This window comes from Mycolicibacterium sp. MU0053 (genome assembly GCF_963378095.1).
Lineage (GTDB): Bacteria > Actinomycetota > Actinomycetes > Mycobacteriales > Mycobacteriaceae > Mycobacterium > Mycobacterium burgundiense.
On record NZ_OY726397.1, the window covers coordinates 2,651,671 to 2,676,848 of the forward strand.

Sequence of the window (25,178 nt, forward strand, 5' to 3'; positions counted from 1 at the left end):
GTGGTCGCAGCCCATCCACCCACCGATGAAAGGTATGACATGACCGACACCTCTGATGCGCGCCCGCCGCACTCCGACACCAAGACCGCAAGCAACAGCGAGTCCGAGAACCCGGTTATCGATTCCCCGACGCCGAAGGCGCATGCGCCCCTGTCGAACAAGGACTGGTGGCCCGAACAGGTCGACGTGTCGGTGCTGCACCGGCAGTCCGAAAAGGCCAACCCGCTCGGCGCCGACTTCGATTACCGCGAGGAGGTCAAGAAGCTCGACGTCGAGGCGCTCAAGGCCGACATGCTCGCGCTGATGACCTCGTCACAGGACTGGTGGCCGGCGGACTACGGCAGCTATGCGGGGCTGTTCATCCGGATGAGCTGGCACGCGGCCGGCACTTACCGTATCTTCGATGGCCGCGGTGGCGGAGGTCAGGGCGCACAGCGTTTTGCCCCGCTGAACAGTTGGCCGGACAACGCCAACCTGGACAAGGCTCGCCGCCTGCTGTGGCCGATCAAGCAGAAGTACGGCAACAAGCTGTCGTGGGCCGATCTGATCGTGTTCGCCGGCAACTGTGCCCTGGAGTCCGCGGGTTTCAAGACGTTCGGTTTCGCGTTCGGCCGCGAGGACATCTGGGAGCCCGAGGACGTGCTGTGGGGTCAGGAGGACACCTGGCTGGGCACCGACAAGCGGTACAGCGGCGAGCGCGACCTTGCGCAGCCCTTCGGCGCGACCACGATGGGTCTGATCTACGTCAATCCCGAAGGCCCCGAAGGCAAGCCGGATCCGCTGGCGGCCGCGATCGACATCCGCGAGACGTTTGCCCGGATGGCGATGAACGACGAGGAGACCGCCGCGCTGATCGTCGGGGGGCACACCCTGGGCAAGACGCACGGCGCGGCCGATGTCAACGTCGGGCCCGAACCGGAGGGGGCACCCATCGAGGAGCAGGGGCTGGGCTGGAAGTGCCCGTTCGGCACCGGGAACGCCGGCGACACCGTCACCAGCGGTCTGGAGGTGGTGTGGACGACCAAGCCGACCACCTGGAGCAATGACTACCTGGAGATCCTCTACGGCCACGAGTGGGAGTTGACCAAGAGCCCGGCCGGCGCGTGGCAATTCGAAGCCAAGGATGCCGAGGCGATCATCCCGGATCCCTTCGACGCCACGAAGAAGCGCAAGCCCACGATGCTGGTCACCGATCTGTCGATGCGTGAGGATCCGATCTACGGCAAGATCACCCGGCGCTGGCTCGACCATCCCGAGGAGCTCAACGAGGCCTTCGCCAAGGCCTGGTACAAGCTGCTGCACCGCGACATGGGGCCCGTCAGCCGCTATCTCGGGCCCTGGATTCCGGAGCCGCAGCTGTGGCAGGACCCGGTGCCGGCCGTCGACCACCCCCTGGTCGACGAGCAGGACATTGCTGCGCTGAAGAGCCGAGTGCTCGATTCCGGATTGTCGGTGCAGCAGCTGGTGAAGACCGCGTGGTCGTCGGCGTCGAGCTTCCGTGGCACCGACAAGCGTGGCGGCGCGAACGGGGCGCGGATTCGGTTGGAGCCACAGCGCAGTTGGGTGACCAACGAGCCGGCCGAGCTGGCCCGGGTGCTTCCCGTGCTCGAGCAAATTCAGCAGGACTTCAACGGATCCGCCGCCGGCGGCAAGAAGGTGTCGTTGGCCGATCTGATCGTGCTGGCCGGTTCGGCCGCGGTGGAAAAGGCCGCGCGCGACGCCGGGTACGAGATCGACGTGCACTTCGCGCCGGGCCGCACCGACGCGTCGCAGGAGGACACCGACGTCGAGTCGTTCGCGGTGCTCGAGCCGCAGGCCGACGGGTTCCGCAACTTCATCCGCCCGGGGGAGAAGGCTCAGGTCGAGCAGCTGTTGGTCGACAAGGCCTACTTCCTCGACCTGACCGCTCCGGAGCTCACCGCGTTGGTGGGCGGCATGCGCGTGTTGGGGGCCAATCACGGCGGGGTCCAGCACGGCGTGTTCACCGACAGGCCGGGCACGTTGACCAACGACTTCTTCGTCAACCTGCTGGATATGGGCACGGCGTGGAAGCCGTCGGTATCCACTGAGAACGTCTACGAGGGGCGGGATCGCGCGACCGGCCAGACGAAGTGGACCGCGACCGCGAATGACCTTGTGTTCGGCTCGAATTCGGTGTTGCGCGCCGTCGCCGAGGTGTATGCCCAGGAGGACAACAAGGCCAAGTTCGTCGAGGACTTCGTCTCCGCATGGGTAAAGGTGATGAACAACGATCGGTTCGACCTGGTCTGAGTCGAGCCGGGCCCGGCGGGGCGTGGTCCCCGCCGGGTCGCCCGGCGGCGCCTGGGCGTACGCGTAAGCTGTGCTGGCGTCGACGGGAATGGAGCCTATGAACGGGTTCGCGGGCAAGGTTGCGGTGGTCACCGGCGCCGGTTCGGGCATCGGCCGAGCACTGGCCCTGGAACTGGCCCGCTCGGGTGCGAAGCTGGCGATCAGCGACATCGACCTCGAGGGCCTCGCCGTCACCGAGGAGCAAGTGAAAGCCCTTGGTGCGCAGTTGCGGTCCGACCGACTGGACGTCTCCGATCGCGCGGCGGTGCTGGCGTATGCCGATGCGGTCAGGGACCACTTCGGGGCGGTCAACCAGGTGTACAACAACGCCGGTATCGCCTTCGGTGGCGACATCGCTTCCGCCGAGTTCACGGACTTCGAGCGCGTGTTGGACGTCAACTTGTGGGGTGTGGTCAACGGCACCAAGGCGTTCCTCCCGCATCTGGTCGCATCGGGCGACGGCCACGTGGTCAACATCTCAAGCGCGTTCGGGTTGTGCGCGGCCGCGGGTCAGGGTGCCTATGTCTCGGCGAAGTTCGCGGTGCGCGGGTTCACCGAGACACTGCGGCAAGAGATGGTCCTCGCCGGCAACGGCGTCAAGGTGACCTTGGTGCATCCGGGCGGTGTCAAGACCGGCCTCGCCCGCAACTCCACCGGGGTGCCCGGCTTCGACAAGGCCACCAGCATCGAGGTATTCGACAAGGCGGCGATGACCTCGCCGCAGCAGGCGGCCAGTGCGATTCTGGCCGGGGTGCGACGCAACAAGGCTCGGGTCCTCGTCGGTCTCGACGCCAGAGCGCTCGACCTTCTCGTCCGGTTGACCGGCCCCGGCTACCTGCGCTTGTTCACGGCGTTCACGGCTTTTCGGGTGCGCGGTCTGGCGCGGGCCGCGGCACGAGACAGCACCTAAGCCACCTTCCGCTGCAGGCGGCCGCCCATCCGCAACCACTGCAGCGATCCGGCGTCGTCACGGACGAAGTCGGCGCGCCCAGGCATGAGGTTGCCGTCGCGGCCGAGCATCAGCACGTGGTCGTCGCGATAGAACGCCAGGTATGCGGGCATGCCGAGAGGTGCCTCAGCCATCGACGGCACTTCGTAGCGCAGTCGTCCCGCGGCGGCGGTGAGCACTGTGTCGGTGCTGACGACGTCACCGTCGGGCGCGATTTCGACTGCGGTGTAACGCCCTTCGTAAGGAGCCAGCTCTGCGGCGGAAAGATCGCGCGGTGCCGCCGGCAGGTTCTGCAGCCCGGCGAAGTGCTGCAGCACCCAGTCGTCGTACACCAGGTCCGTGGTCAACAGCGCGCCGCCGTCCGAGTTGGTGAGGACGGTGAACGCGAAGTCCCGGTCGGGAACGAAGAGAAAGCCCGAATGCTGACCGGACCACGAGCCGCCGTGTTGCACGACGTGCACGCCCTCGGCGGTGGGGCGCAGGTGCCAGGTGACGCCGAGGCCGTCCAGTTCCACTCCCAAAGTGCCGCCCGGGCCGGGATCAGAGCGCATCGCCACCAGGCTGTCTGGGCGCAGCAGTTCCGTGCCGTCGGGGCCGTGGCCGTCGCCGAGGTGAAAGCGCGCGTAGCTCAATTGGTCTCGGGCCGATGAGATCAACCCGCCGGTCGGGTGCAGCGATCTGGGCATGTCCCAGGCGGAGGGGTTCGGCACCGCCTTGCCCTCGACGACACCGTGCGGAACGGCGATGGGGCCGACGGCGTCGAACGCGGTGTGCTCGAGGCCCAGCGGGTCCAACACCAACTCGCGCAGGGCGTGTTCATAGGTGCGGCCGGTGACCTTCGCGACGAGGTGGCCGGCCACCACGATGGCGGCGTTGTTGTAGGAGAACGTGGTGCCGAGCGGAGTCAGCTGCGCCAGCGTCCGGATCTCGGCGACGTACTTGTCCAGTGCGTCATCTCCGGAGCCGAAATCGATGAAGAAGTCGCCGTTCCAGCCCGGGGTGTGATTGAGCAACTGGCGCACGGTCACCCGCTCGGCCACGGTGGGGTCGGCGGTGGCGAAGTCCGGGAGATAGGTGCGGACCCGCTCATCCAAGCCGACCCGTCCGGACTCGACCAGACGCATCACCGCGGTGCCCGTGGCCGTCTTCGTCGTCGACCCGATGCGGAACAGGGTGTCGGCGCTCACCGGTTCCGGGGCATCGACATCGGTGACCCCGAAGCCGCGAAGGTGTTCGCGGCCCTGGTGCCAGACCCCGATCGCCACCCCGGGCACCGCGTATCTCGCCATCAGTTCTTCGACTTTGGCATCGAGTTCAGCGAACAGTCGGTCGTTGTCGGGCTCTCGCGCGCATGCGGCAGTCGCCGAGGTGCCGGCGAGCAACGCGGCCGTCGCCACGACACCGGCGCCGCGAAGCACCGAGCGACGGGACAATTTCGCCGATCCCGAGCGGGGGTCGTGGCCGTAATCATGTTGCACGGCTTGACTTTTCCTTTGCTGGGACGTCAATTGCTGGAAATGGCCACACCATAGCAGTACGGGGTGGGCGGGGTGCCCGGTTGGGGGAATGTGTCGAACTCGGCCGAGGCGCTCGGCCCGCAGCGGCGACGCGCGATGAAGCTGATGGCTTCCAACTGTCGGAGAAGTGACAGACTCGGGGTAGAGTACTCTGTGTTGACGGTATTTCGTCGCACGACTGCTTGGGTTGTGCCGCCGTTGATTGAAAAGTTGGCCGGTTCGCGGTCGGGTAGGAGCGCCGCGCTCATGACGGTCACCGTCTTGTCGCTACGACAAAACTCGATGGGTGTTACCCCGAATCCGCCATACCAACCGGACAGGTACTGTCCACCAGTCTTGGGTGCATGAGTTTGCACTCAAAGTATGAAGAAAGAAGTAAGAGCATGGCAGAAGGAACTGTGAAGTGGTTCAACGGCGAAAAGGGCTTCGGCTTTATCGCTCCTGACGGCGGCGCGGAGGACGTTTTCGTCCACTACTCCGAGATCCAGTCGGGCGGCTTCCGCACGTTGGAGGAGAACCAGCGGGTGAAGTTCGACATCACCCCGGGTGCCAAGGGTCCCCAGGCTGTTGGCGTAACCGCTCTCTAAACGCACTGTCACCTCTGGCTGTTCGGGGAACTGCACTGCAGGTCCCTGACCAGCCCGAGTTGGTGCATCTCACAGCTTGCGCTGCGAACGACCGAAAGGTCGGCAGCGCAAGCTGTGTTGTTTTCGGCGGACCGGCCGTGGGCCGGCGTCGCTAATCGCGGGGCGCGGCGAAGGTGGCTGCGAGTACCGCGCCGAGTTGGACCGCCACCAGTTTGCGGATCGGGACGACCCGCGCCTCCAGCTCGGATTCCAGGTCGTCCTCCCACGCTTGGAAGCGCACCCGGGCATCCTCGAGCGTCTGCCGGACAACGGGATTCCCGTGGCCGGCGATGACCTCGGTCTCGAGCATCCGGATGAAGGTCCCCAGATTGATCAGCCGTCGAATCTTCACTTCTTGCCGGTTCGCGAACAGGTCGGCCACGGTTGCGGCGGCCAGGGTTTCCGGAGCAGACTCCGCCCACGTGCTCTTGGCGTCGATCGTCGCGCGTTCCAGCCCGAGGTTGGAGCGCACGCTCTCCTCGAAGACCGAGCGGGTACGCAACCTCGCGCCTACCGCTTCGAGCGCCGGCTCAAGGTAGGCCAGGCCTTCCTCGGCTATCCGGGTGCTGTCGGCGATCACCGCGCGGACCGACCGATCCATCGCCGTCTGATCCGCCACCCGCGGATCATCGAAATACGCCACCTCGACGATGATGCCGCGGGTGCCGTACCGGGATGCGTAGGTCAGGCTCGAACCCGCCAGGCTCAGGGTCTCGGGATCCGCGCCGGCCGCGACCTCATAGGCGTAGCGGTCCTTGGGATCCGGGAAGAGCAACACGCCGGGACTGAGTTCCCGGATGTAGGGAGTCTCGGGTTCCCCCAACCGGAGCGGCAACCCCTCGGCGGCCGGCATCCGGTGCAGCGTCTCCTGCAGGGCGGCGTCCTCGCCGGAGATGTAGAAGTACACCCCACCGAAAACGTTGTTGTGCAGCGAACCCATCACCACCGGCTGCAGGTCGTCGATCACTCGCATCAGCATCTGCGTTTCGCGCAGGGTGCTGTCGAAGTAACTCGTCTCGTGAAAGAACGGGAACGACCATTCGAGATCTCGGTCCGAAGGGGGCCGGTAACAGCGGGCCGCGAAATCACCCATCGAGAACGGCGGCTGAAACCAGCCCTCGTTGAGCCGCACCTCATCCGGGTTGACACACGGGATCAGATGCCAGGTGAAGTCCCCGGTTTCGCGCAAGTCATCGTCGCGACACAGCAGTTCGGCCAGATGCGAGATGGTCATCGCTCCGATGGGTTCATCGGGGTGTGTGCACGCGAAGAACAGCGCGTTGCGGGTGCCGGACCCGATGCTCAACATCGATATCGGTTCACCGAGCCCGGACGTGCCGACGCGGCGTAGGCTCGCGAGATCCGGGTGGGCGGCGGCGAGTTTCAGCATTGCCGCGTCGAGCGCGTCGACGCCAAGAAAGGACGCCATTTCCGGTACCGCAGTGCGGTAGGCATCCACGTCTACAGTCACGGACGGACCTTCTCTCGACCTCGGTAGAACACGTCAGCCGTCTCGGTACGAGACGTCTGCGACCATACCTGGGTTTTGAAATTAGGTGCCGCAAAAGGAATTTCAGAAATTCACGTCGAGACCGCTGCCGGTATCATCAATGGTCGATCGGCTTCGGTCGTGGATTTCGAAACAGGTTCAGGATGGACCGGGAAGTGGGATCGCATGGTTCAGGCAGAACCACGGATTTATGTGACGGTGCCCTCGCTCAGAATCTGGGCCAGACAGCATCCGGGTTTGGCAATCGCGCTGACATCGGCCGCCGCCGTGGCGATCATCGCCATCGTCGTGGCCGCCGGATACTTCTGGATACTTTCCTAGATTCTGGCGGCTACCCGTTCGCCGTCAGTTCGCGGCGTCGAGGATTTTGATCGCGAAGACCAGCGAGTCGCCGGGCTGGATTCCGGCGGCCGGCTGGCCGTCGGGGTAGCCGTCGGCGGAGGTCATCGCGACGCCGACGGTGGATCCGACGGTCTGTCCGGCGATGGCCTTCTGGAAGCCCGGCACCACGCCGCCGAGCGGGAAGTCGATGGGGGCGCCCTGCTCGTAGGTGCTGTCGAACACCGATCCGTCACGTCCATTGACGCCCATGTAGCAGACCAACACCGTCGCGGTGTCGGCCACGACGGGCCCGTCGCCGGCCTGCAGGGTCTGGACCTGCGTCTCGGTGACGCTGAACGGGGCCTCGACACTGACCAGCGGAGCCGCCTCTTCCGTGGCTCCGGTGACCGCGACGCTGCCGGTGGTACCGGGCAGCGTCCAATCGGCGGTGCCGCCGGTGGCCGGCGCCGCGGTGGGGCAGGAGTTGGCTGCGATCGTCGTTTCGGTGACGGGTGTGACCACGTCGGCCACCGAAGGGCTGCTGCTGCTGGTGGCGGCGGCGGTTTCCGTATCGGAATCCGAGCCGCAGGCGCCGAGCGTCAGGACCAGCGACGCGGCGGCGGCCGCGAGGGCAAGAGAGGAAGGCATACGCGAGGAGTTCACGCTCGCCACGCTACAGCCCGGATATCCCAGCCCCTGCTGCTACCTCGATGCGGGTGGTCTATCGCAGCCGAGTCTTGACCAACTCCAGCTGAACCGACTGCGATACCGTTGAAACACCATGCCCAAGTCGCTTCCCGCCCGTTCGCGATTCACCGCCGGGCCGTCGCGTGGCGAGGTTCGACGGGAGCTCCTCCTGCAGACCTTGGAGGAATTGTTGGTCGCGCACGAGTTCGCGACCATCGAAATTGCCGACATCACCCGGGTCGCCGGGGTTTCACGCTCGACGTTCTATTTCTACTTCCCGTCGAAGGCCGCCGCGGTCGGCGCGATGCTGGGCAATGTATTCAGCCAGGTCAGCAGCGTGACCGAAACCTGGACTGAGCTCGGCGATACCCTCGCCGAGCGGCGAAACCAGGTGTTCGACGGTTTTGAACAGGTCGTTGCGATATGGCGCGAGCATGCGCATCTCATGGCGGCGATGTTCGATGCCGTGACCACCGACGACGAGGTCAGAGGCATGTTCGATGATCACATCGAGCGCTTCGTCGTCGACTCCGCCACCCGCATCCGGCGCGAACGCGAAGCGGGCCACGCGCTACCCGGGCCCGCTCCCGAGACCCTGGCGCGGGTGCTGGTCGGAATGAACGTCAAAGCACTCGAGCGCGATATGCGCCAGATTACGGGTGGATCGGAACCGGACCCGGATCTTGCGAACGTCCTCGCCACGGTCTGGGACAGGATGCTGTACGCATCGTGATCGTGCGGCTCGCCGATACGTGACCGAGTGCCCCGTCCGGGGCTGACTTCTGCACTGCCGCAACAAACTCTGGCTCTCCTGCTCCGCCGCCCAGCGTTCAGGCCTGAACCCGGTCGGCCAGCTCGGCCAGATGCTTCAGCGAATTGTCCAGGTGCTGCCGGCCGAACGGCGGGAACTCGATGTCGCGGTGCCGCGGCGGTACGCGTGACCAGTCGTAGGTCAGCGTCACCTCGGTGGTGCCGGCCCCGGTCGACTTGAGGTCGTCGTGGTACATCGCCATCCGGAAGATCTGGCCGGTTGCCGCCAGGTGCTCGTCGTCGACGGGTTGGCGCACCCATCCGGTGCCGTCGATCGCGGCGTGGGTGGCCGGGTCTGCCAGCAGGTCGAACACGATTTCGGGGGATGCGTTGATCAGTGCCGATGCGGTCATGGTTTCAGTCATGCCAATACCGACCGCCTGTGGCGGCGAAAGTCACCGCGACGATAATCTCCCGGATGGACACGAAAGCCCGGCTGCGCGGCGTGGGGCGGGCACTGACCGTCACGCCGGCGGACCTGACCCAGGCCGCGGTATTCGCGGCGCTGATCGCCGCGCTGGGGCTGCCGGGGACGATCACGCTCGGTGCCAGCGGGGTGCCCATCACGTTTCAGACGCTCGGCGTGATGCTGGCCGGGTCGATCCTCGGTCCGCGGAAGGGCGCGCTGGCGGTCGGGCTGTTCGCCATCCTGGCGATCGCCGGCCTGCCCATTCTGGCCGGCGCCCGGACGGGATTGGTATCGCTGGCGTCGCCCACGGCCGGGTTTTTCGTCGGGTGGCTGCCGGCGGTGTTCGTCATCGGCGCACTGACCGCCGCCGTGATGCCGCGCTACCGGGTGACCTGGGGCATTGTGATCAACATCCTCGGCGGCATGCTGGTGATCTACCTGGTCGGGGCGGCGGGTCTCATGCTCCGGGCCGACCTGTCCTGGTGGGCCGCGGCGTCGACCACCGGCGTCTACGTCCCCGGTGACCTTGCCAAGGCCGTCATCACGGGATTCGTTGCCGCCCAGGTGCATCGCACCCGGCCCGGCCTGATCACGCCGTGGCGGCGTCGCACCGAATTCTCCGATGGCTGACGGCGCCGCGGCTGCCGTGGCATTCGACGGGGTCTCGCATGCCTACGGCGACCGACCGGTCCTGACGGATGTCTCGGTGACGCTGACCGAGCGTCGGATCGGGATCATCGGCGCCAACGGTAGCGGCAAGTCCACCTTCGCCCGGATGATCAACGGGCTGGTGATTCCCGACCGGGGAGCGGTGCGGGTCTTCGACCTCGATACCAAGCGCGCCACCCGGAAGGTCCGCCGCGCGGTGGGTTTCGTGTTCACCGACCCGGACCGCCAGATCCTGATGCCCACGGTCGCCGAGGACATCGAGCTGTCGCTGTCGCGGCACCGCATGAGCCGGGAGGCCCGCGCCGACCGTACCCGCGGTGTGCTGAGCCGATTCGGACTGGCCGGCCATGCCGACCATCCCGCGCACCTGCTGTCCGGCGGACAGAAGCAACTGCTGGCGCTGGCTTCGGTGCTGGTGACCGAACCCCGAATCGTGGTGGCCGACGAGCCGACCACACTGTTGGACCTGCGCAACACCCGAATGCTGCGCGACGCGTTCGCCGCGCTGGATCCGCGGCTGATCATGGTGACCCACGACCTCACCCTGCTCGACGACTTCGACCGGGTCCTCGTGTTCGACGACGGACGAATCGTCGCCGACGAGGCACCGGCGGCTGCCATCGCGGCCTACCGGCGGTTGATGCAGTGAGCACGTTCGGGCACTACCGGCCGGGCGCCTCGCCGGTGCACCGGTTGCCGGCCGGGGCCAAACTGCTGGGCCTGGGTGGGTTGATCGTGCTCATGGCGGTCCTCGTGACCACGCCGCTGCGGCTCGGGGCGGCCGCCGTCGTCGCGGTGGCGTTGGTCGCCGGGGCGCGGATCAGCCCGGCCACGTTGGCCGCCCAGCTGCGTCCGGTGCTCTGGATTGTGGTGTTCATCTTCGTCTTTCAGCTGATCTTCACCGATTGGCGTCGCGCGCTCGTCGTGTGCGGTGTGCTGGTGCTGTCGGTGTTGCTGGCCGCGATCGTGACGGTGACGACACGGGTGACCGACATGCTCGCGGCGATGACGCGGGCGATGCGGCCGCTGCGTCGGATCGGGTTTCCCGTCGAGCAGATTGCGCTGGCGCTGGCGCTGGCGATCCGGTCGATCCCGTTGATGGTGGAGACGGTACGCCAGGTCGATGAGGCCCGCCGCGCCCGCGGACTGCGCTTCTCGCCGCGCATCGTCGTCGCTCCGGTGATCGTGGCCGCGCTGCGGACCGCGGACGGGTTCGCCGAGGCGCTCACCGCGCGCGGACTCGACTGAATCCGCAAGAAAGATTGTGAGTACTCACTACCTGCGTTAGCGTGGCTGCATGTCCTACGACGTCATCGTTCGCAACGGCCTGTGGTTCGACGGGACCGGTACGGCACCAGAGGTCCGCACGCTGGGCATCCGCGACGGCGTGGTGGCCACCGTCTCGGCCACGCCCCTCGACGAGACCGGCTGTCCCGAGGTCGTCGACGCCGACGGCAAGTGGGTTCTGCCGGGCTTCATCGACGTGCACACCCATTACGACGCCGAAGTTCTGCTCGACCCCGGCCTGCGCGAGTCGGTGCGGCACGGCGTCACCACGGTGCTGCTGGGCATGTGTTCGTTGTCGACGGTGTACGCCGACGCCGAGGATGCCGCGGACCTCTTCAGCCGCGTGGAGGCGGTGCCCCGGCAGTACGTGCTGGGTGCGCTGCAGACGCACAAGACCTGGTCGACCTCGGCCGAGTACGTCGCGGCCATCGACGCGTTGCCGCTCGGCCCGAACGTCGCGTCGCTGCTGGGACATTCCGACCTGCGCGCGTCGGTGCTGGGCCTGGACCGCGCCACCACCGACGGCGTCCGACCCACCGACGCCGAACTCGAGGCGATGGCCGACAAACTCGACACGGCCCTCGACGCCGGGATGTTGGGCATGTCCGGAATGGACGCCGCCATCGACAAACTCGACGGCGACCGGTTCCGGTCCCGCGCATTGCCTTCGACGTTCGCGACGTGGCGGGAACGCCGCCGGCTCATCAAGGTGCTGCGCCGCCGCGGACGCATCCTGCAGAGCGCGCCCAATGTTGCCCGGGCGCAGGAGGCGCTCAACTTCTTCCTGGAGAGCAGCGGCCTGTTCGGGCGCCGCCGCGGCGTCAAGATGAGCCTGCTGGTCTCGGCCGACGCAAAATCCTCGCCCGTCGCCGCGCGGGTCATCGGGCCCGGCACGCGCCTGCTGAACAAGCTCCTCGATGCCCAGGTGCGATTCCAGCATCTGCCGGTGCCGTTCGAATTGTATTCGGACGGTATCGATCTGCCGGTGTTTGAAGAGTTCGGGGCGGGTACTGCCGCGCTGCACCTGCGTGATCAACTCGAGCGCAACACGTTGCTCGCCGACCCCGAGTACGGCCGCCGGTTCCGCCGCTCGTTCGACCGCCGCAAGCTCGGACCTACCTTGTGGCACCGCGATTTTCACGAGGCCACCATCGTCGAATGCCCCGACGTGACCCTGGTCGGCAAGACTTTCGGTCAGATCGCCGACGAGCGCGGAATCCATCCCCTGGATGCGTTTCTCGACGTGCTCGTCGACAACGGGGAACGCAACGTTCGCTGGACCACGATCGTGGCCAACCACCGGCCCAAGGTCCTCGACCAGTTGGCCAAGGATCCGTCGGTGCACATGGGTTTCTCGGATGCCGGTGCACACCTGCGCAACATGGCGTTCTACAACTACCCGCTGCGGTTGCTGAAGCGCGTCCGCGACGCCCAGCTGGCCGGGCGCCCATTCCTGACCACCGAACACGCGGTGCACCGGCTGACCGCCGAGGTTGCCGACTGGTTCGGGGCCGATGCGGGCACCCTCCGCGTCGGGGACCGGGCCGACTTCGTCGTGATCGACCCGCACAGCCTCAACGCCGACGTCGATGCCTACCACGAGGAGACGGTGCCGTTCTACGGCGGCTTGAGCCGCATGGTGAACCGCAACGACGACGCGGTCGTGGCCACGGCGGTCAACGGAACCGTGGTGTTTCGCAACGGGCGGTTCCGCGACGGCTACGGCCAGTCCGTGAAGTCGGGTCGCTATCTACGGGCGGGGACTGGCCGGCGTGTGAAAACCGCTGTCTGAGATGGCGAGAACGCAACAGCAACGTCGGGAGGAAACCGTCGCTCGCCTGCTCGACGCGAGCATCGAGACCATCATCGACGTCGGGTACGCGAAGGCCTCGGCCGCGGTCATCGCGCGGCGCGCGAAGGTTTCCGACGGTGCGCTGTTTCGCCATTTCCCCACCATGGGCGACTTCATGGCGGCCACGGCCTACGAAGTGATGCGCCGCCAGCTGGAGTTGTTCACCAAACGGGTCGCCGAGATCCCGGCTCAGCCGCCGCTGCCAGCCGTCCTGACGATCCTGCGCGACGTCACCGGCAATGACACCAACACCGTGATGTACGAGCTGTTGATCGCCGCGCGGACCGACGCCAAGCTGCGTGCCACCTTGCCCGACGTACTGGCCGAGTACGCCACCCACATCTACGAAACCGCAAGCACCATACCGGGTTTCGAGGGGATCCCGGAGGGGGAGTTCGCGACCGCGGTGGCCCTGCTGCTCAATGCCTTCGACGGGGCCGCGATCATCCGGTCGGTACTGCCGCAGCCTGAATTCGAAGACGCCCGGATCGCGCTGCTGGCGAAGTTGTTCAGCGCAGAGCCCGCCCCGGGGGGTCGCATCGGCAGGTAGCCGTTCGGCTATTGTTCGGGGCGATCATCTTCGAGGAAGGGCGAACCATGGAACCAGCGCAAGAACTGACGTTTGGCCAGAAGGTCAAGATCGGGTTCCAGGCCGCGGGCGCGTTCGCCCGTAATCCGAAGGCTCTGGTCGCATTGGTGAAATACCAGCTTTCCGAGCGCAAGCAGCGCAAGGGGCAGCCGGGGGCCGCCGCGCCCGAGGCCTGACCGCCTCCCGGTCTGGAGCGCCCGCGCTGGATACCATCACGGCAATGACTGACGTGAGGCGTGTGCGCGAATTTGCAGGGTCAACGAGAACAGTGACGGTGTTGCTCGCCGGAGCCCATGGCGATGTCCCGGGCGCGCAGCCGTGGCTCGACCATACTTTCGCCCACCTCGGCGCACTGTATGACGGTTTTGTCCAAGGGTTCGGGATCACCTTCGCCCAGGCGTCCGACGCGCTCGGATGCGCGCTCGACCTGCAGCGGGCACCCCTGGATCCGGTTGCGTTGAGCATCGGCCTGCACACCGCCGAGCCGAATTGCTCGACGCACGGTCGCGCCGCCGAGCTGCGAGACTTGGTCCGTCCCGGACACATCCTGTTGTCTGCCGAGACTGCCGCGGAGGTCGCGGACCGGTTGCCGGCGGGTGCTTGGCTGACGGACGTGCAGCACGGGCCCGACCGCCTCGTCCAGTTGTGTCATCCGGCCCTGGGCACCGAGTTCCCGGCGCTTGCGGACCGCGGGGACGGCCCGGTGGGCCACACTCAGCTGTAGCCGAGCCGGATGTCCTCGACGATGCGGGGCCGATCCAGGGTCGAGGGCTCCAGCGCGCGCGGCGCCTGATCGTCGGCGAACACGCCGGCGGCATCGAGGACCTGTTGACTCAGAAAGCGCAGGGCGGGCGCATTCGGCGGCACGGTGGGTACCGGTGCGTCTGCTCCGCGCGTAGCCAGCACGAAGCCCCAGTCACCGAATGTGGGTACGTGCACGTGGTACGGCGTTGCCGCGTAGCCGGCGGCCTTGATCGTCGAGAACGTCCGCCAGAACGCGGTGGGCGTCGAATACGGACTGCCCGCCTGGACGACCATGCGCCCACCCGGCGCAAGGGCACGCGTGACGAGCGCGTAGAACTCCGTCGAGTACAGGCGGCCGAGCACCGGGGTATCGGGATCGGGCAGGTCGACGATCACCGCGTCGAAGCCACCCGGCGGACGGATCTCGGGGTGCGGGTCGCGCAGCCACGTCATCGCGTCGTCGACCACCACGTCCACCCGCGGATCGGCCAGCGCGTTGCCGTTGAGCCCGCGCAGCGTGGTGCGGGCCAAGTCGATGACGGCGGGGTCGAGCTCGACCTGCACGATCGTGTCGATGCCGGGGTACCGAAGCAGTTCGCGCGCCGCCAGGCCGTCGCCCCCGCCCAGCACGAGCACCGAACGGGTCGCCTCGCTCAGCGCCGGATAGACCAGGCTTTCGGTGTAGCGGTGCTCGTCGCGGGTGGAGAACTGCAGTCCGCCGTCGAGGTAGAGCCGCGTGTCGTCCCCCCGCCGGGTCACCACGATCTCCTGATACGCCGAGCGCTCATAGGCGACGATCGGGTCGGCGTAGAGCCGCTGCCGGGTGGTCGTCTCGATGCCGTCGGCGCGCACCAGCAGCGTGGCGAGCAGCCCGAGCGCCGCGGCGAGCACGCAGAGCGCCGCAATCAGCTCGCGGCGGCCGATGATGGGGCGCAGCAAGAAGATCGCGACGACGCCGGCGGCCACCAGGTTGATCATGCCGGTGGCGGCGGCCCCGCGGATCATCCCGAGTTGCGGCAGCAGCAGAAACGGCCAGAGCAGCCCGCCGATCAGCGCGCCGAGGTAGTCGGCGGCGTTGAGGTTGGCCAGCACGCGTCCGCTGTCGGCGGCCCCGACCGTGCGGCCGCGCTGCAACAGCGTCATGAGCAGGGGCACCTCGGCACCGACCAGGCAGCCGATGACGGCGGTGCCCACGACGAGGACCCACAACGAACCGCCGATGAACACGAACGTGATGTACAGCGCCGCGGCCGACAGCCCGCCGATGATGCCGAGCAGGGTCTCGACGGCGATGAAGGTGACCGCGGCCCGACCCAGCAACGGCTTGACCAGCAGGGCACCCACGCCCAAGGCCGCGACGTATCCCGCGACGATCAACGAGGTCGCGACGATGCCGCCGCCATGCATGCTCGCCGACAGCGTCAACAGCGCGAGCTCGTAGATCAGCCCACACGCCGCACAGGCCGCCACGGCCGCGAGCAGCAGCGCCCGCCAGCGCGTCGTGGTCTGGAACGAGTCGCTCACCCGGGCGGGATTGTCCTGGTCAGTGGTCACCGACGGGCCCGGGTCATGACAGCGCGGCGGCGTTGACCGCTCCCACGGCCACCAGTGCCACGGCCGTCGCGATCGCCGCCGGATGCAGTCGCTCGCCGACGATCAGGTCGCGGAACCGGCCGGGCACCACCACTTCGAGCACCACCAGCGCGACCCCCTGCAGCGCGACGCCGACCAGCCCGTAAACGGCGGCGTCGACCAGCCCCTGGCCGAGGGCACTGGAGCTGGCGACGATCGCGCTGACGACCACCATGGCAAGCGCCACATACATTCCCGAGGCGACGGCCACCGCGTTGGGCCGGCGCTCGACGAACACCAGCCGGCGCAGATTGCCCGGGGTCAGCAGGTCGACCATCACGAAGCCGGTCACCAGCACGAGGGCGCCGACCAGGAAGTAGAGCAGCGCGGCGACGACGTTCTGGGTGAGGCCCTCAGCGCTGATGGTTCCGAACTCGACGGCGGCGGTGTACATTCACGATCTCCTTGCGTAGGTGTGCCATGCGGGCGTCACTTTGCCCCGCCCGGGCCGCCGGGGCTGCCGCCCGAACCGCCCGACGGAGCACCGGGGAAGAAGCCGGGGCCCAGGAAGATGAATGCGCCCCCGCGGTAGCTGCTGCCGCGAACATCTTCGACGCGAATCGTGCACGGCCGGTTGCCGTCTGGGCCCACGATCACGATGTCGTCGTCGTAGCGCAGGTATTCGATGCCACGGTCGGTGGCGCGGGCTTCGGGACGCTGGTAGGCGACGAGGCGGTCGGCCACCTCGCTGGGTGTTCCGGTGCACTCATAACTCGAGGCCTCCGTGCCGTGTGAGTACGCTGCGTAGTTTTCCGCCACATGGGTGCGAATATCTTTCGACGCCAACGATATTCCCCATATCAGGCATGCCAGGCCAGCGATCGCCAGCGCGGCCGCGATAAGGTACAGGCGGGTCCTGCTCACGGGTTCCACCGACTGGCGGTGTGGACCACCGTCCCGCCGGCGCCGGGGGCGGGGTACAGGTGCCAGGTCTGCCAGCGCCAGCCCGCACCGTCGGGCTGGGCGGTCAGCGCGGTGAGAGCCGCGTCGTCGCCGGGGAACGCGCCGCCGAGCCACTCGGGGTCGCCCGCGCAACGGTCGCGCAGCTCTCGCGCGAGTTGACGAAACGCCGACTCGTCGTGGGTGGTCATGCGCGACTCAAGCTGATAACCGGGTGCGGCGGCGCGCTCGGGCAGTTCGTCGTCGTGGCTGCGAACCGCGCACGAGACCTGCTCGGAAAAACGTCCCGGATCGGCATCCGTGTTGGGGTCTTCCACCGTGATGAGGTGCGATGCGCCCAGGACTGCCAACAGCAGCGCGCCACCGTCGGGGTGGGTGAGCCGCCAGGACGCCAGCGGACGCGGGGCGGGCGCATTGAGCGCCAGGCGTAGGCCCGCGCCGCTGACATCCGTCGGCGACACAGCGAGTTCGTGGAGCGGCAACAGGAGTCCTATGCGTCGGCGGGGGGTGCGGGGTAGACGGTGAGTTCGCCGGGCGAAACTGTGCGGCCGAACGACACCTCCCAGCCCATTTCGGGGGCCCAGCGCTCGAAGCCGAGGAATGTGGTCTCGCCGGTGTCGGCGTAGTCGACATAGTCCATGTCGCCGCCGGCCGGCAGGCCCGTCGTGCCTTCGGTGGTGTAGGAGGCCCGTCCGCGTTCGGTCTCGTGGAAACTCACGCCGTCGACGGTGTGGGGCCCGCCGGGCTGCAGTGCCAGATCCTTGCGTCGCGTCCACATCGTGAGCTCGAGCCGGCCCTCGTCCTCCTCGACGCCGAACCAGATCGGCTCGCCGTCGCCGCCCTCCAGCAGGTGCTCCCACCAGACGAAGGGGCCCTCGCGCAGCGTGACCGATCCGCGCACGACGTAATCGATGCCGCCGTAGCTGACGATGGCGCCGGGGCCGAGTTGGCGCGGTCCGAACGTCGGTATCGTGGCGAACTTCAGTGGATCCTGCCGCTGGGCACGCTGTTTGGGTTCGCGGGGCCGTTGCCGCGCATTGATGAACACGACGATCGCGGCAATGAACAACCCGATAGCCAGCAATATCAGCAGCGTTTCCACGCGAACCCTTCCATACGGTGTGCCCGTGATGTGGTTGGTCGACCTAGCACCCGACGGTAACAGCGCTCACGGCAAACGTTGATTTCGCGTTTGCCGGGGCCGGCTCACTCCTCGGCCAGTTGCGCGCGCTGGCCGGCGGTGAATTCGGGCATCGCGGCGACTGGGTCCTGCGCCCTGGCGTTGCGGTAGCCGCGGATGTTGTCCGAGGCCGCGAGCATCGCCTCGCGGGATTTGCCCTTCGCGTAGGTGATGGCCTGCCCGTCCTTGACGCCCAGGTCCCTGCCCGCCTCGACGGCATCTTGATCGGCACCCATGTAGAGGAACTCCCAGCCATGGTCGTTGGTCTGTTGCTCGACGAGGGCTTTGATGTCGGGCCGACGCCATTCGGTGCTGGCGTTTTCCATGCCGTCGGTCATGATCGCCACGACGACTGTGCCCGGCCTGGCGTCCTGGGGCAGGGTGTTGAGTTCCGCGGCCGTGTCGGTGATGAGCTTGCCCATGGAGTCCAGCAGCGCCGTCCTGCCGCGCGGGAACAGCGCCAGCGGAGGCACCTGTGCGAGGGCGATGCCGCGGTAGACGAGTTCGTACTCGTCATCGAACTGCGCCAACGTCACGGTGCACAGGCCCTCGCCGGTGCGCTGCTCGGCGAGGAATGCATCGAAACCCCCGATGACGTCGGACTTGATCGATTGCATCGAGCCGGACCGGTCCAACAGGAACACGAGCCGGGTGTGATTCGGGTCTGTCATGAGAATCCTTCGAGATCGCTAGGAGGGGTTAGCTTTTCGGCGTGGTTTGAATCGCATCGGTTCGGCGGGGGCCACCGGCGGCAGCGGCTGACGGGCGTACTTGTGTTGGCGGGCACGTTTGACGTCTTCGGCGGTGACGCGGCCTCTCGTCCCGGCGTACGGCGCCAGTCTGGCCGTGTTGGCCAGTCGCGGCCCCACCGCGTTCTCGGTAAGGCCCGCGTGTTTCCCAGCTGCCGCGAGCGACAATTCATCGTCGACGACGGCACTGGCCAGCTTCTCGTCGAGTAACTGGCCGACGTCGGTGAGGACAGTCCGAAGGTGGTGTAGCGCCTGGGCAGCGGTATCGGCCGATTCCGCCTGCTCAAGGTGCTTGCGAATCAGTTTGTAGCGGTTGGACATGAGCCACCATACCGCAGAAACTGCGGACTCCGCAATAACTGCGGACAAGGCGGTCGACGACGAGTTGGGCCGGACTCGCCTAGTTGGTCGTGGGCGGTGCTTGTGGTTGGAAGGGTTGGTACCACCACCAGTCGGCGCGTTCGCCGGTGGGTCCGGGGCAGGGTGGGACGGCCGGTGGCGGGGTTGTCGGTGGGCGCGCCAGTGATCCGGGCGGCAGCTGTCGGCCGGCGCTGTCGGTAACGGTGAGCCGGTGGGCGGGGCCGGTGATGGTGATGCGGCCGCGATGATGCAGGCGGTGGTGATACGGGCAGAGCAGTACGAGGTTGCTCAGTTCGGTGGGGCCGCCGTCTTCCCAGTGCACGAGGTGGTGGGCGTGCAGGCCTCGGGTGGCTCCGCAACCGGGTACGGCGCAGCAGCGGTCGCGGTGTTCGAGGGCGCGGCGCAGCCGGCGGCTGATGGTGCGGGTGGATCGTCCGGCGCCGATGGGTTCGCCGTCGCGTTCGAACCACACTTCGCAGGTGGCGTCACACGTCAGGTATTGCCGGTCGGAGTCGGAGAGCAGCGGGCCCAGATGCAGGGCGGCGATGCGGTCTTTGACGTCGAGGTGTACCACCACGGTGGTGCGGTGTCCGTGGGGGCGAAGCGTCACCTCGGTGTCCCATCCGGACTCAACCAGGCGCATGAACGCCTCGGTGTTGGTCGGCAGCGGAGGCTGTTGGTCGGCGGTGTCGGCGGTGTTGTCGTGGTCGCGTTTCCACTCGGCGATCAGCGCGTCGTGGTGGGACTGCAGCGCCGCGTCGAAGGTGGCCGACAAGTCGTGGGGCAATCTGATGCGCCAGTCGGTGAACTCGGCGTTGGTGGTCTTGGTGATCGCCGGCGGCGGTGCGGGCCGAGGGTCGGGTTCGGGGCGTGGTTCCAGTTTGATGGCGGTGCGCAGTTGGGTGACGGTGGCGACGCCGGCCAGCTGCGCGTAGTGCTGGTCGGATCCGTCGGCGGCGCGTTGGGCGATCACGCCGACCTGGTCCAGCGACAGGCGGCCTTCCCGCATGCCCTGGGCGCAGGTGGGAAACGCCTCGAGTCGCTGGGCGATGGCTGCGATGGTCTCGGCGTTGTTCGGTGAGGTGCCGGTCTTCCAGGCCACCAACGCCGGCACCGACTTCGCGCCGGTGTTGCCCCACAGTCCGTCGCGGTCCACCTCGGCAACGATCTCCACGATGCGTCCATCGATGGCGTTGCGTTGACCGCACAACTGGGCCAACTCGTCGAAAAGCACCTCGAGACGCTCGCCGGGGCACGCCTCAGCGACGGCTGGGGGCGTCGGCGGGAACATGACATCAGCATCGCAGAGGGGTACGACAAGTTCCGGGGCTCGCGGTCTGCTCCAGGCACCGCGGTTGGCTCACCCGGGTTCGGCCTCGGCGTCGCTGCGCTCTTCCTGCAGCCGGTTCTTACTGCGCAACAGCCGCAACAAAGTCACCAGTATCAAACCGCCGCAGATGTTTCCGACCAAGGTGTAGCCGAACCAGCTGAGCCAATCGAGGTAGCCGAACGGCGCGTCACCGGTGAACAGCGCCCCGAAGATCAGCAGGGAATCGAGGATGGAATGGAACATCTGCAGCCCTGCGAGCAGAAAGGCCCCCGCAACGGCCGCTGCGATCTTTCCGGGAACGGAGTCCGTGCCGTGCTGCATGCGGGTCATCAGCGTGATGACCATCCCGCCGAGCAGTGCCAGTGCGATCGTCTCCGCAGAAAGCGGAGCGGTGACGAAGTGCGTGGCCGATTCCACGGTCTGGGCATGCAGCTTCGGATACGCCGTCATGATCAGCCACATGATCACCCAGCCGCCCGCCAGGTTGGCGGCAAGGGTGCCGCCCCACAGCTTGAGGAGTTGCCGAACGCTGCCACGCTTGGCAACCACGGTCATGACCGGTACAAGGAAACCCTCGGTGAACAGTTCGCTGTGGCCCAGCAGCAGGGCGAGGAACCCGACGGAGAACGCCAGGCCCGCCAGGAGCTGATTGCCCGTCGCCTGTAGCACCGCGAGGTACGCCAGGACGCCCATCGCGACCTCGGTGCCGCCGAAGAATCCAGTGATCAGAACCTCGCGCCAGGGGCGGTGCAGACGTTGCGTGCCCTCGTCGACCGTCCTGTTGAACGCGTCCTCGAGTTCGTCCTCGAGCGGGCTGTCGGTTTCGCCGAGTTGGCGCTGACTGGTGTCGCTCACGTCAGGTCTCCCAACGCCGGCAATGGATGGACACCTTGGAGTACCCGCAACGTGGTCGCGCAACCAGGCCGGCGATCAGGGCTGGTGCGGCTTACGCAGGCTCGTCGGCACCGGGGGAGTCGTGGCTGGTGGCCAGGTGGTCCAGGACTCGTTCGTTGAGGGTGGCGAGCGTGTCGAGTTCAGCCGAGGTGAACAGGTCGATGAAGTTCCGGCGGACGTCCGCCACGTGCCCGGGTGCCGCCTTCTCGATGGCAGCGCGGCCGGCCGGCAGCAGGCGGACCATGATGCTGCGGGCGTCGTCGGGGTTGGGTTCGCGACTGATCAGCCCGTCCTTCTGCATGCGCCGCAGCTGATGGGAGAGACGGCTCTTCTCCCACGCCAGTACGTTGCACAGGTCGCGGGCGGACATGCGGTCCCCGTCGAACCCCGAGAGCGCCGCCAGGACCTCGTAGTCGGCCCCGGACAGGCCCGCTACCTGTAGGCGCCGGGCCAGGCGCGCTTCAAGCTGATGATGCGCGTCGACGAAGGCCTGCCAGGCGCGGTCTTCACGAGCGTTCAGCCAGTTCGGTTCCATGGGCGTCGATGCTACCGGAATTGGTTGACGCATCACCAAAATCCCCTTATGGTTGAGACGTCAACAATTGCGACCAATGACGGGACACTTCATGAGCAGCATCAGCATCATCGGCCTGGGGAACATGGCACGCGCCCTGGCCGGCCGGGCACTGGCGGGTGGCAACGCGGTCGAGATCATCGGCCGCGACCCGGCCAAAGCCAAGGAACTGGCTGCCGCCCTCGGCGGTGGCCCCACCGTCGGGACGCCCGGCATCGCCCCGGCAGGGGACATCGTCATCCTCGCCGTGCCGTACGCCGGCGCGGCCGCGGTGGTCAGCGAGTACGGGGACGCCCTACGCGGCAAGATCATCGTCGACATCACCAACCCCGTCAGCCCTGACGCCTTGGGTTTTGTCACGCCCGAAGGCAGTTCCGGCGCGCAGGAGATCGCCAAGGCGGCCGCCCCCGCAGGCGCGCATGTCGTCAAGGCGTTCAACACCCTGTTCTCCCATGTTCTGGCCGCCGGTTCGGCCGAGGGACACCCCCTGGACGTGTTCGTCGCGGGAGATGACCCGCAGGCGAAGGCACGGGTGTCGGCGTTCATCGAGAGCCTGGGACTGCGCCCGATGGACGCCGGTCAGCTGCCCATGGCGCGGGCGCTGGAGAACGCCGGCCTCCTGGAGATTGGCCTCGTCGCCAATTCCGTCAAGCACACCAACTTCGTCCTCGGCGTCAGGTTTCTCAGCTGAGCGCACCCGGACCACCCCACACCAAAAGGACAGTCACATGCGCGTTTTCGTCGTTGGCGGGACCGGCCATTCCGGTTCGTACATCATCCCCGAGCTCATCGCCACCGGACACGAGGTGACCGCCCTGGCCCGGTCGGACACGGCCGCGGCGGCCCTGACCGCGCTCGGCGCAACGGTGCATCGCGGCGGCCTCGAGGATCTCGACGGGCTCAAGGAAGCGGCCGTGGACTCCGATGGCGTCGTCCACGTCGCGCACCGGCAAGATCTGCTTCCGTCCGGCGGGATTGACGCCGTGGCCGCCGCGGAGCTCCCGATCGTGCTCGCGTACGGCGAGGCACTCGCGGGAACCGGAAAGCCGCTGGTGGCGGCCGGCAGCATAGGCTCGGCCGGCGCCCTGGGCCGACCGGCTACCGAGGAGGACCCGGCCCTTCCCAGCGGCGACGAGCACAAGGGCACCCTGCGTGCTCGCAACGCCGTGGAGCGCGCCGTCGTCGGCCTCGCCGAGCGGGGAGTGCGGTCTTCGGTCGTGCGGCTTCCGCCCATCGCGCACAGCACGACCGACAGTGCCGGCTTCCTCCCGGGACTGATCGCGCTCGCACAGGAGAAGGGCTTCGTCGGCTACCCGGGAGACGGCGAGAATCTGTGGGGCGCCGTGCACATCCGCGATGCAGCTTCGTTGTTCCGTTTGGCGCTGGAGCAGGGCCCGGCTGGCAGATATTGGCACGCATGTGAAAACGGGGGCATCCCTTTCCGTGAAATCGCCGAGGCCATCGGGAGCCGCCTGGGCCTGCCCACCGTGAGCATTCCCGTGGACGTACTGATGCTGCCGGGATACTTCGGCATGTTCACAAATCTGGTCACGATGGACCTCCCGGCCTCGAACCTGATCACGCGCCAGAGCCTCGGCTGGGAACCTGCTCAGCCCAACCTGTTCGCCGATCTGGACAACGGGAATTACTTCCCCGGCCGGCTGACGGCGTAGGCCTACGGTTTTGCCCCTGCCCAAGCCGGGAACAGCAGTCGGCATGGCACTTCACGTCGCGGTCACCGGGCCGACGGGGGAGATCGGGATCTCGACGATCGAGGCGCTCGAGAAACATCCCGACGTCACGCAGATCGTCGGCATGGCGCGGCGGCCCTTCGACCCGGCCGCTCGCGGATGGACGAAGACGGTCTACCGGCAGGGCGACATCCTGGATCGCGGTGCCGTCGATGCGTTGGTCGCCGACGTCGACGTCGTCGTGCACCTCGCGTTCATCATCATGGGCACGCGGGACGAGAGCGCCAGGATCAATCTGGCGGGCACTCGCAACGTCTTTGATGCCGCCGCGACCGGTGGGCCGCGCAGACTCGTCTACACCTCGTCGGTGGCCGCTTATGGCTACCACGCGGACAACCCGGTGCCCATCACCGAGGACGTACCCACGCGGGGCACGCCCGAGCACTATTACTCCGAACAGAAGGCCGCGTGTGAGGAGGCGCTGGCCGAGGCCACCGCCGGTTCGTCGCTGCAGGTGTATGTGCTGCGGCCCTGCATCGTCGCCGGGCCCAAGGCGCCGGCGCTGGCCGAGGCCATGCCGTGGAATCACCTGCCCGGGGCGGTGCGTCGACTCACTCGGGCGGTGCCGGTGCTCAAACCGCTGGTGCCGGACCCCGGCACTCCGTTGCAGTTGGTGCACCATGACGACGTCGCGTCGGCGATCGTCCTGGCGGTCACCTCTACGACGGCGCCGCCCGGGGCGTACAACATCGCCGCCGACGGGTGGCTGACGATGTCGGATGTCGGCCGAGCGTTGGGCGCACGGCCGATCAAGGTGCCACATGTTGCGGCAGTGGCCGCATCGGAGGTGTTGGCGCGGCTGCCGTTCGTGCCGTCGGCGCTGGAGTGGTTGCACGCCGGTCGCGCATCGGCCGTGATGGACACCAGTAAGGCCAGAAATCAGCTCGGATGGCAGCCCAAATACAGTGCTGCCGAGACCTTGTCAGCGTTGGCCGGCTCCGTGAGCTGAGCCCGCCTCGGCGGGGATGGCGTTGTCGATGAGGACGGCTGCGATGGCGGCGGCCGTGGCGAACGTCTCGGCGTTGAGGACTCGGTTGCGGGCCGAGGCGCCATCGAGCAGCAGCGCAAGTTGTTCACCGAGCTGCTCGGGATCGGCGGCGCCGGCCTCGCGCGCGGTTTCGGTCAGGCGCGCGGCAAAGGCCTTCTTATAGTCGCGGGCGTGCACGCGTGCGGGGTGGTCCGCATCGGGGATCTCGACGGCCGCCGCGATGAACGGGCACAGCGGCGCGTGAATGTCGAAGGCGGCGAGGAGCCGTTGGCGGGCCGTGAGGTCGGTGCGGTCGAACACTTCGGGCAGGATTTCGGGATCGAATCGGCGTAGGTGCTCGGCGATCAGCTCGTCCTTGCCGGTGAAGTGTTGGTAGAACGTGCGTTTGGACACCTGGGCCACCGCGCAGAGCTGGTCCAGGCCAGTGCTGTTGATGCCTTGATCGCGGAACAGTTGTCGGGACGCGGCGAGGATGCGCTCGCGCGCGCCCCTGCCGCGGCGCAGGCCCCGCGGTCCCTTCTCCAGGTCCGTCATGCACCC

31 protein-coding genes are annotated in these 25,178 nt (G+C 67.4%); 15 read left to right on the forward strand and 16 right to left on the reverse strand.

From position 1 onward, the window contains the following. Nucleotides 1-39: 39 nt before the first annotated feature. Both katG and RCP80_RS12265 read left to right on the forward strand, forming a co-directional pair. The gene (gene katG, locus RCP80_RS12260; RefSeq protein WP_308482582.1) at nucleotides 40-2,271 is read left to right on the forward strand and encodes a catalase/peroxidase HPI; all 2,232 of its coding nucleotides are present in this window, start codon (nucleotides 40-42) and stop codon (nucleotides 2,269-2,271) included. A 97-nt stretch (nucleotides 2,272-2,368) separates the two neighbouring features. Further along, entirely contained in the window at nucleotides 2,369-3,220 is an 852-nt protein-coding gene (locus RCP80_RS12265; RefSeq protein ID WP_308482583.1) for an SDR family NAD(P)-dependent oxidoreductase, read from the forward strand. Here the strand turns inward: RCP80_RS12265 and RCP80_RS12270 are convergent. Together RCP80_RS12270 and RCP80_RS12275 are read right to left on the reverse strand one after the other, a co-directional pair. Continuing rightward, complete coding sequence (locus RCP80_RS12270) at nucleotides 3,217-4,737, reverse strand: serine hydrolase domain-containing protein (protein ID WP_308482584.1); 1,521 nt, start codon at nucleotides 4,735-4,737, stop codon at nucleotides 3,217-3,219. The two genes, RCP80_RS12265 and RCP80_RS12270, sit on opposite strands and share 4 nt — an antisense overlap. A 26-nt stretch (nucleotides 4,738-4,763) precedes the next feature. After that, entirely contained in the window at nucleotides 4,764-5,024 is a 261-nt protein-coding gene (locus RCP80_RS12275) for a hypothetical protein (RefSeq protein WP_308482585.1), read from the reverse strand. A 135-nt stretch (nucleotides 5,025-5,159) separates the two neighbouring features. On the opposite strand from RCP80_RS12275, the gene RCP80_RS12280 reads away from it, so the two are divergent. Then, the gene (locus tag RCP80_RS12280) at nucleotides 5,160-5,363 is read left to right on the forward strand and encodes a cold-shock protein (protein WP_308482586.1); all 204 of its coding nucleotides are present in this window, start codon (nucleotides 5,160-5,162) and stop codon (nucleotides 5,361-5,363) included. A gap of 151 nt (nucleotides 5,364-5,514) precedes the next feature. On the opposite strand, the gene RCP80_RS12285 is transcribed toward RCP80_RS12280, so the two are convergent. Next, nucleotides 5,515-6,873, reverse strand: coding sequence for a M14 family zinc carboxypeptidase (locus RCP80_RS12285; protein WP_308482587.1), 1,359 nt, complete (start codon nucleotides 6,871-6,873; stop codon nucleotides 5,515-5,517). A 75-nt stretch (nucleotides 6,874-6,948) separates the two neighbouring features. On the opposite strand from RCP80_RS12285, the gene RCP80_RS12290 reads away from it, so the two are divergent. Next, nucleotides 6,949-7,233 (forward strand): hypothetical protein, encoded by a 285-nt coding sequence (locus tag RCP80_RS12290; protein WP_308482588.1) that lies wholly within the window; start codon nucleotides 6,949-6,951, stop codon nucleotides 7,231-7,233. A gap of 24 nt (nucleotides 7,234-7,257) precedes the next feature. On the opposite strand, the gene RCP80_RS12295 is transcribed toward RCP80_RS12290, so the two are convergent. Then, nucleotides 7,258-7,881, reverse strand: a complete 624-nt coding sequence (locus RCP80_RS12295) for an FKBP-type peptidyl-prolyl cis-trans isomerase (protein ID WP_308482817.1) — start codon at nucleotides 7,879-7,881, stop codon at nucleotides 7,258-7,260. Nucleotides 7,882-8,014: 133 nt separating this feature from the next. Between RCP80_RS12295 and RCP80_RS12300 the strand changes: the two genes are divergently transcribed. Next, nucleotides 8,015-8,653, forward strand: coding sequence for a TetR/AcrR family transcriptional regulator (locus RCP80_RS12300; protein WP_308482589.1), 639 nt, complete (start codon nucleotides 8,015-8,017; stop codon nucleotides 8,651-8,653). A gap of 97 nt (nucleotides 8,654-8,750) precedes the next feature. Here RCP80_RS12300 and RCP80_RS12305 read toward each other — a convergent pair whose 3' ends face one another. Next, entirely contained in the window at nucleotides 8,751-9,095 is a 345-nt protein-coding gene (locus RCP80_RS12305) for an SRPBCC family protein (protein ID WP_308482590.1), read from the reverse strand. Between the two features lie 53 nt (nucleotides 9,096-9,148). On the opposite strand from RCP80_RS12305, the gene RCP80_RS12310 reads away from it, so the two are divergent. The 7 genes from RCP80_RS12310 to RCP80_RS12340 all read left to right on the forward strand — a co-directional run bounded on the left by RCP80_RS12310 (nucleotide 9,149) and on the right by RCP80_RS12340 (nucleotide 14,260). Continuing rightward, nucleotides 9,149-9,769: a biotin transporter BioY gene (locus RCP80_RS12310; protein ID WP_308482591.1), complete on the forward strand. Its 621-nt coding sequence runs from the start codon at nucleotides 9,149-9,151 to the stop codon at nucleotides 9,767-9,769. Then, a complete protein-coding gene (locus RCP80_RS12315; RefSeq protein ID WP_308482592.1) occupies nucleotides 9,762-10,457 on the forward strand; it encodes an energy-coupling factor ABC transporter ATP-binding protein in 696 nt (231 codons plus the stop codon). The genes RCP80_RS12310 and RCP80_RS12315 overlap by 8 nt, the downstream gene beginning before the upstream one ends. Beyond that, the gene (locus RCP80_RS12320; protein WP_308482593.1) at nucleotides 10,454-11,056 is read left to right on the forward strand and encodes an energy-coupling factor transporter transmembrane component T family protein; all 603 of its coding nucleotides are present in this window, start codon (nucleotides 10,454-10,456) and stop codon (nucleotides 11,054-11,056) included. Before RCP80_RS12315 ends, RCP80_RS12320 begins: the two co-directional genes overlap by 4 nt. A gap of 49 nt (nucleotides 11,057-11,105) precedes the next feature. Continuing rightward, complete coding sequence (locus RCP80_RS12325) at nucleotides 11,106-12,887, forward strand: N-acyl-D-amino-acid deacylase family protein (protein ID WP_308482594.1); 1,782 nt, start codon at nucleotides 11,106-11,108, stop codon at nucleotides 12,885-12,887. Nucleotide 12,888: 1 nt separating this feature from the next. Next, nucleotides 12,889-13,497, forward strand: coding sequence for a TetR/AcrR family transcriptional regulator (locus RCP80_RS12330; protein ID WP_308482595.1), 609 nt, complete (start codon nucleotides 12,889-12,891; stop codon nucleotides 13,495-13,497). 47 nt (nucleotides 13,498-13,544) lie between these two features. Further along, complete coding sequence (locus RCP80_RS12335; protein WP_308482596.1) at nucleotides 13,545-13,712, forward strand: hypothetical protein; 168 nt, start codon at nucleotides 13,545-13,547, stop codon at nucleotides 13,710-13,712. Between the two features lie 92 nt (nucleotides 13,713-13,804). Then, nucleotides 13,805-14,260, forward strand: coding sequence for a hypothetical protein (locus RCP80_RS12340; protein ID WP_308482597.1), 456 nt, complete (start codon nucleotides 13,805-13,807; stop codon nucleotides 14,258-14,260). Here the strand turns inward: RCP80_RS12340 and RCP80_RS12345 are convergent. The 10 genes from RCP80_RS12345 to RCP80_RS12390 form a co-directional block, all read right to left on the reverse strand. Then, nucleotides 14,251-15,804 carry a polyamine aminopropyltransferase gene (locus RCP80_RS12345; protein ID WP_308482818.1) on the reverse strand — a complete coding sequence of 518 codons (1,554 nt, stop codon included), beginning with the start codon at nucleotides 15,802-15,804 and terminating at the stop codon, nucleotides 14,251-14,253. The two genes, RCP80_RS12340 and RCP80_RS12345, sit on opposite strands and share 10 nt — an antisense overlap. Nucleotides 15,805-15,847: 43 nt before the next feature. Then, entirely contained in the window at nucleotides 15,848-16,306 is a 459-nt protein-coding gene (locus RCP80_RS12350; RefSeq protein ID WP_308482598.1) for a DUF350 domain-containing protein, read from the reverse strand. Between the two features lie 35 nt (nucleotides 16,307-16,341). After that, the gene (locus tag RCP80_RS12355) at nucleotides 16,342-16,776 is read right to left on the reverse strand and encodes a DUF4247 domain-containing protein (protein ID WP_308482599.1); all 435 of its coding nucleotides are present in this window, start codon (nucleotides 16,774-16,776) and stop codon (nucleotides 16,342-16,344) included. Next, entirely contained in the window at nucleotides 16,773-17,294 is a 522-nt protein-coding gene (locus RCP80_RS12360) for a DUF2617 family protein (protein WP_308482600.1), read from the reverse strand. The genes RCP80_RS12355 and RCP80_RS12360 overlap by 4 nt, the downstream gene beginning before the upstream one ends. 8 nt (nucleotides 17,295-17,302) lie before the next feature. Next, nucleotides 17,303-17,914, reverse strand: a complete 612-nt coding sequence (locus RCP80_RS12365; protein ID WP_308482601.1) for a DUF4178 domain-containing protein — start codon at nucleotides 17,912-17,914, stop codon at nucleotides 17,303-17,305. Nucleotides 17,915-18,018: 104 nt separating this feature from the next. Continuing rightward, the gene (locus tag RCP80_RS12370) at nucleotides 18,019-18,663 is read right to left on the reverse strand and encodes a vWA domain-containing protein (RefSeq protein WP_308482602.1); all 645 of its coding nucleotides are present in this window, start codon (nucleotides 18,661-18,663) and stop codon (nucleotides 18,019-18,021) included. An 18-nt stretch (nucleotides 18,664-18,681) separates the two neighbouring features. Continuing rightward, complete coding sequence (locus tag RCP80_RS12375; RefSeq protein WP_308482603.1) at nucleotides 18,682-19,062, reverse strand: hypothetical protein; 381 nt, start codon at nucleotides 19,060-19,062, stop codon at nucleotides 18,682-18,684. Between the two features lie 79 nt (nucleotides 19,063-19,141). Then, entirely contained in the window at nucleotides 19,142-20,392 is a 1,251-nt protein-coding gene (locus RCP80_RS12380) for an HNH endonuclease signature motif containing protein (RefSeq protein WP_308482604.1), read from the reverse strand. Between the two features lie 69 nt (nucleotides 20,393-20,461). Beyond that, nucleotides 20,462-21,286: a formate/nitrite transporter family protein gene (locus RCP80_RS12385; RefSeq protein ID WP_308482605.1), complete on the reverse strand. Its 825-nt coding sequence runs from the start codon at nucleotides 21,284-21,286 to the stop codon at nucleotides 20,462-20,464. A 91-nt stretch (nucleotides 21,287-21,377) separates the two neighbouring features. Then, nucleotides 21,378-21,860, reverse strand: a complete 483-nt coding sequence (locus RCP80_RS12390) for a MarR family winged helix-turn-helix transcriptional regulator (protein ID WP_308482606.1) — start codon at nucleotides 21,858-21,860, stop codon at nucleotides 21,378-21,380. 91 nt (nucleotides 21,861-21,951) lie between these two features. On the opposite strand from RCP80_RS12390, the gene RCP80_RS12395 reads away from it, so the two are divergent. From RCP80_RS12395 to RCP80_RS12405, 3 genes are read left to right on the forward strand one after another with little or no spacing between them, the layout of a single operon-like run. Further along, entirely contained in the window at nucleotides 21,952-22,590 is a 639-nt protein-coding gene (locus RCP80_RS12395; protein WP_308482607.1) for an NADPH-dependent F420 reductase, read from the forward strand. A 37-nt stretch (nucleotides 22,591-22,627) separates the two neighbouring features. Further along, nucleotides 22,628-23,572, forward strand: a complete 945-nt coding sequence (locus tag RCP80_RS12400; RefSeq protein WP_308482609.1) for an SDR family oxidoreductase — start codon at nucleotides 22,628-22,630, stop codon at nucleotides 23,570-23,572. A 43-nt stretch (nucleotides 23,573-23,615) separates the two neighbouring features. Beyond that, a complete protein-coding gene (locus RCP80_RS12405) occupies nucleotides 23,616-24,599 on the forward strand; it encodes an NAD-dependent epimerase/dehydratase family protein (protein ID WP_308482610.1) in 984 nt (327 codons plus the stop codon). Here the strand turns inward: RCP80_RS12405 and RCP80_RS12410 are convergent. Then, entirely contained in the window at nucleotides 24,573-25,172 is a 600-nt protein-coding gene (locus RCP80_RS12410) for a TetR/AcrR family transcriptional regulator (protein ID WP_308482611.1), read from the reverse strand. The genes RCP80_RS12405 and RCP80_RS12410 overlap by 27 nt on opposite strands. Nucleotides 25,173-25,178: the final 6 nt, after the last annotated feature.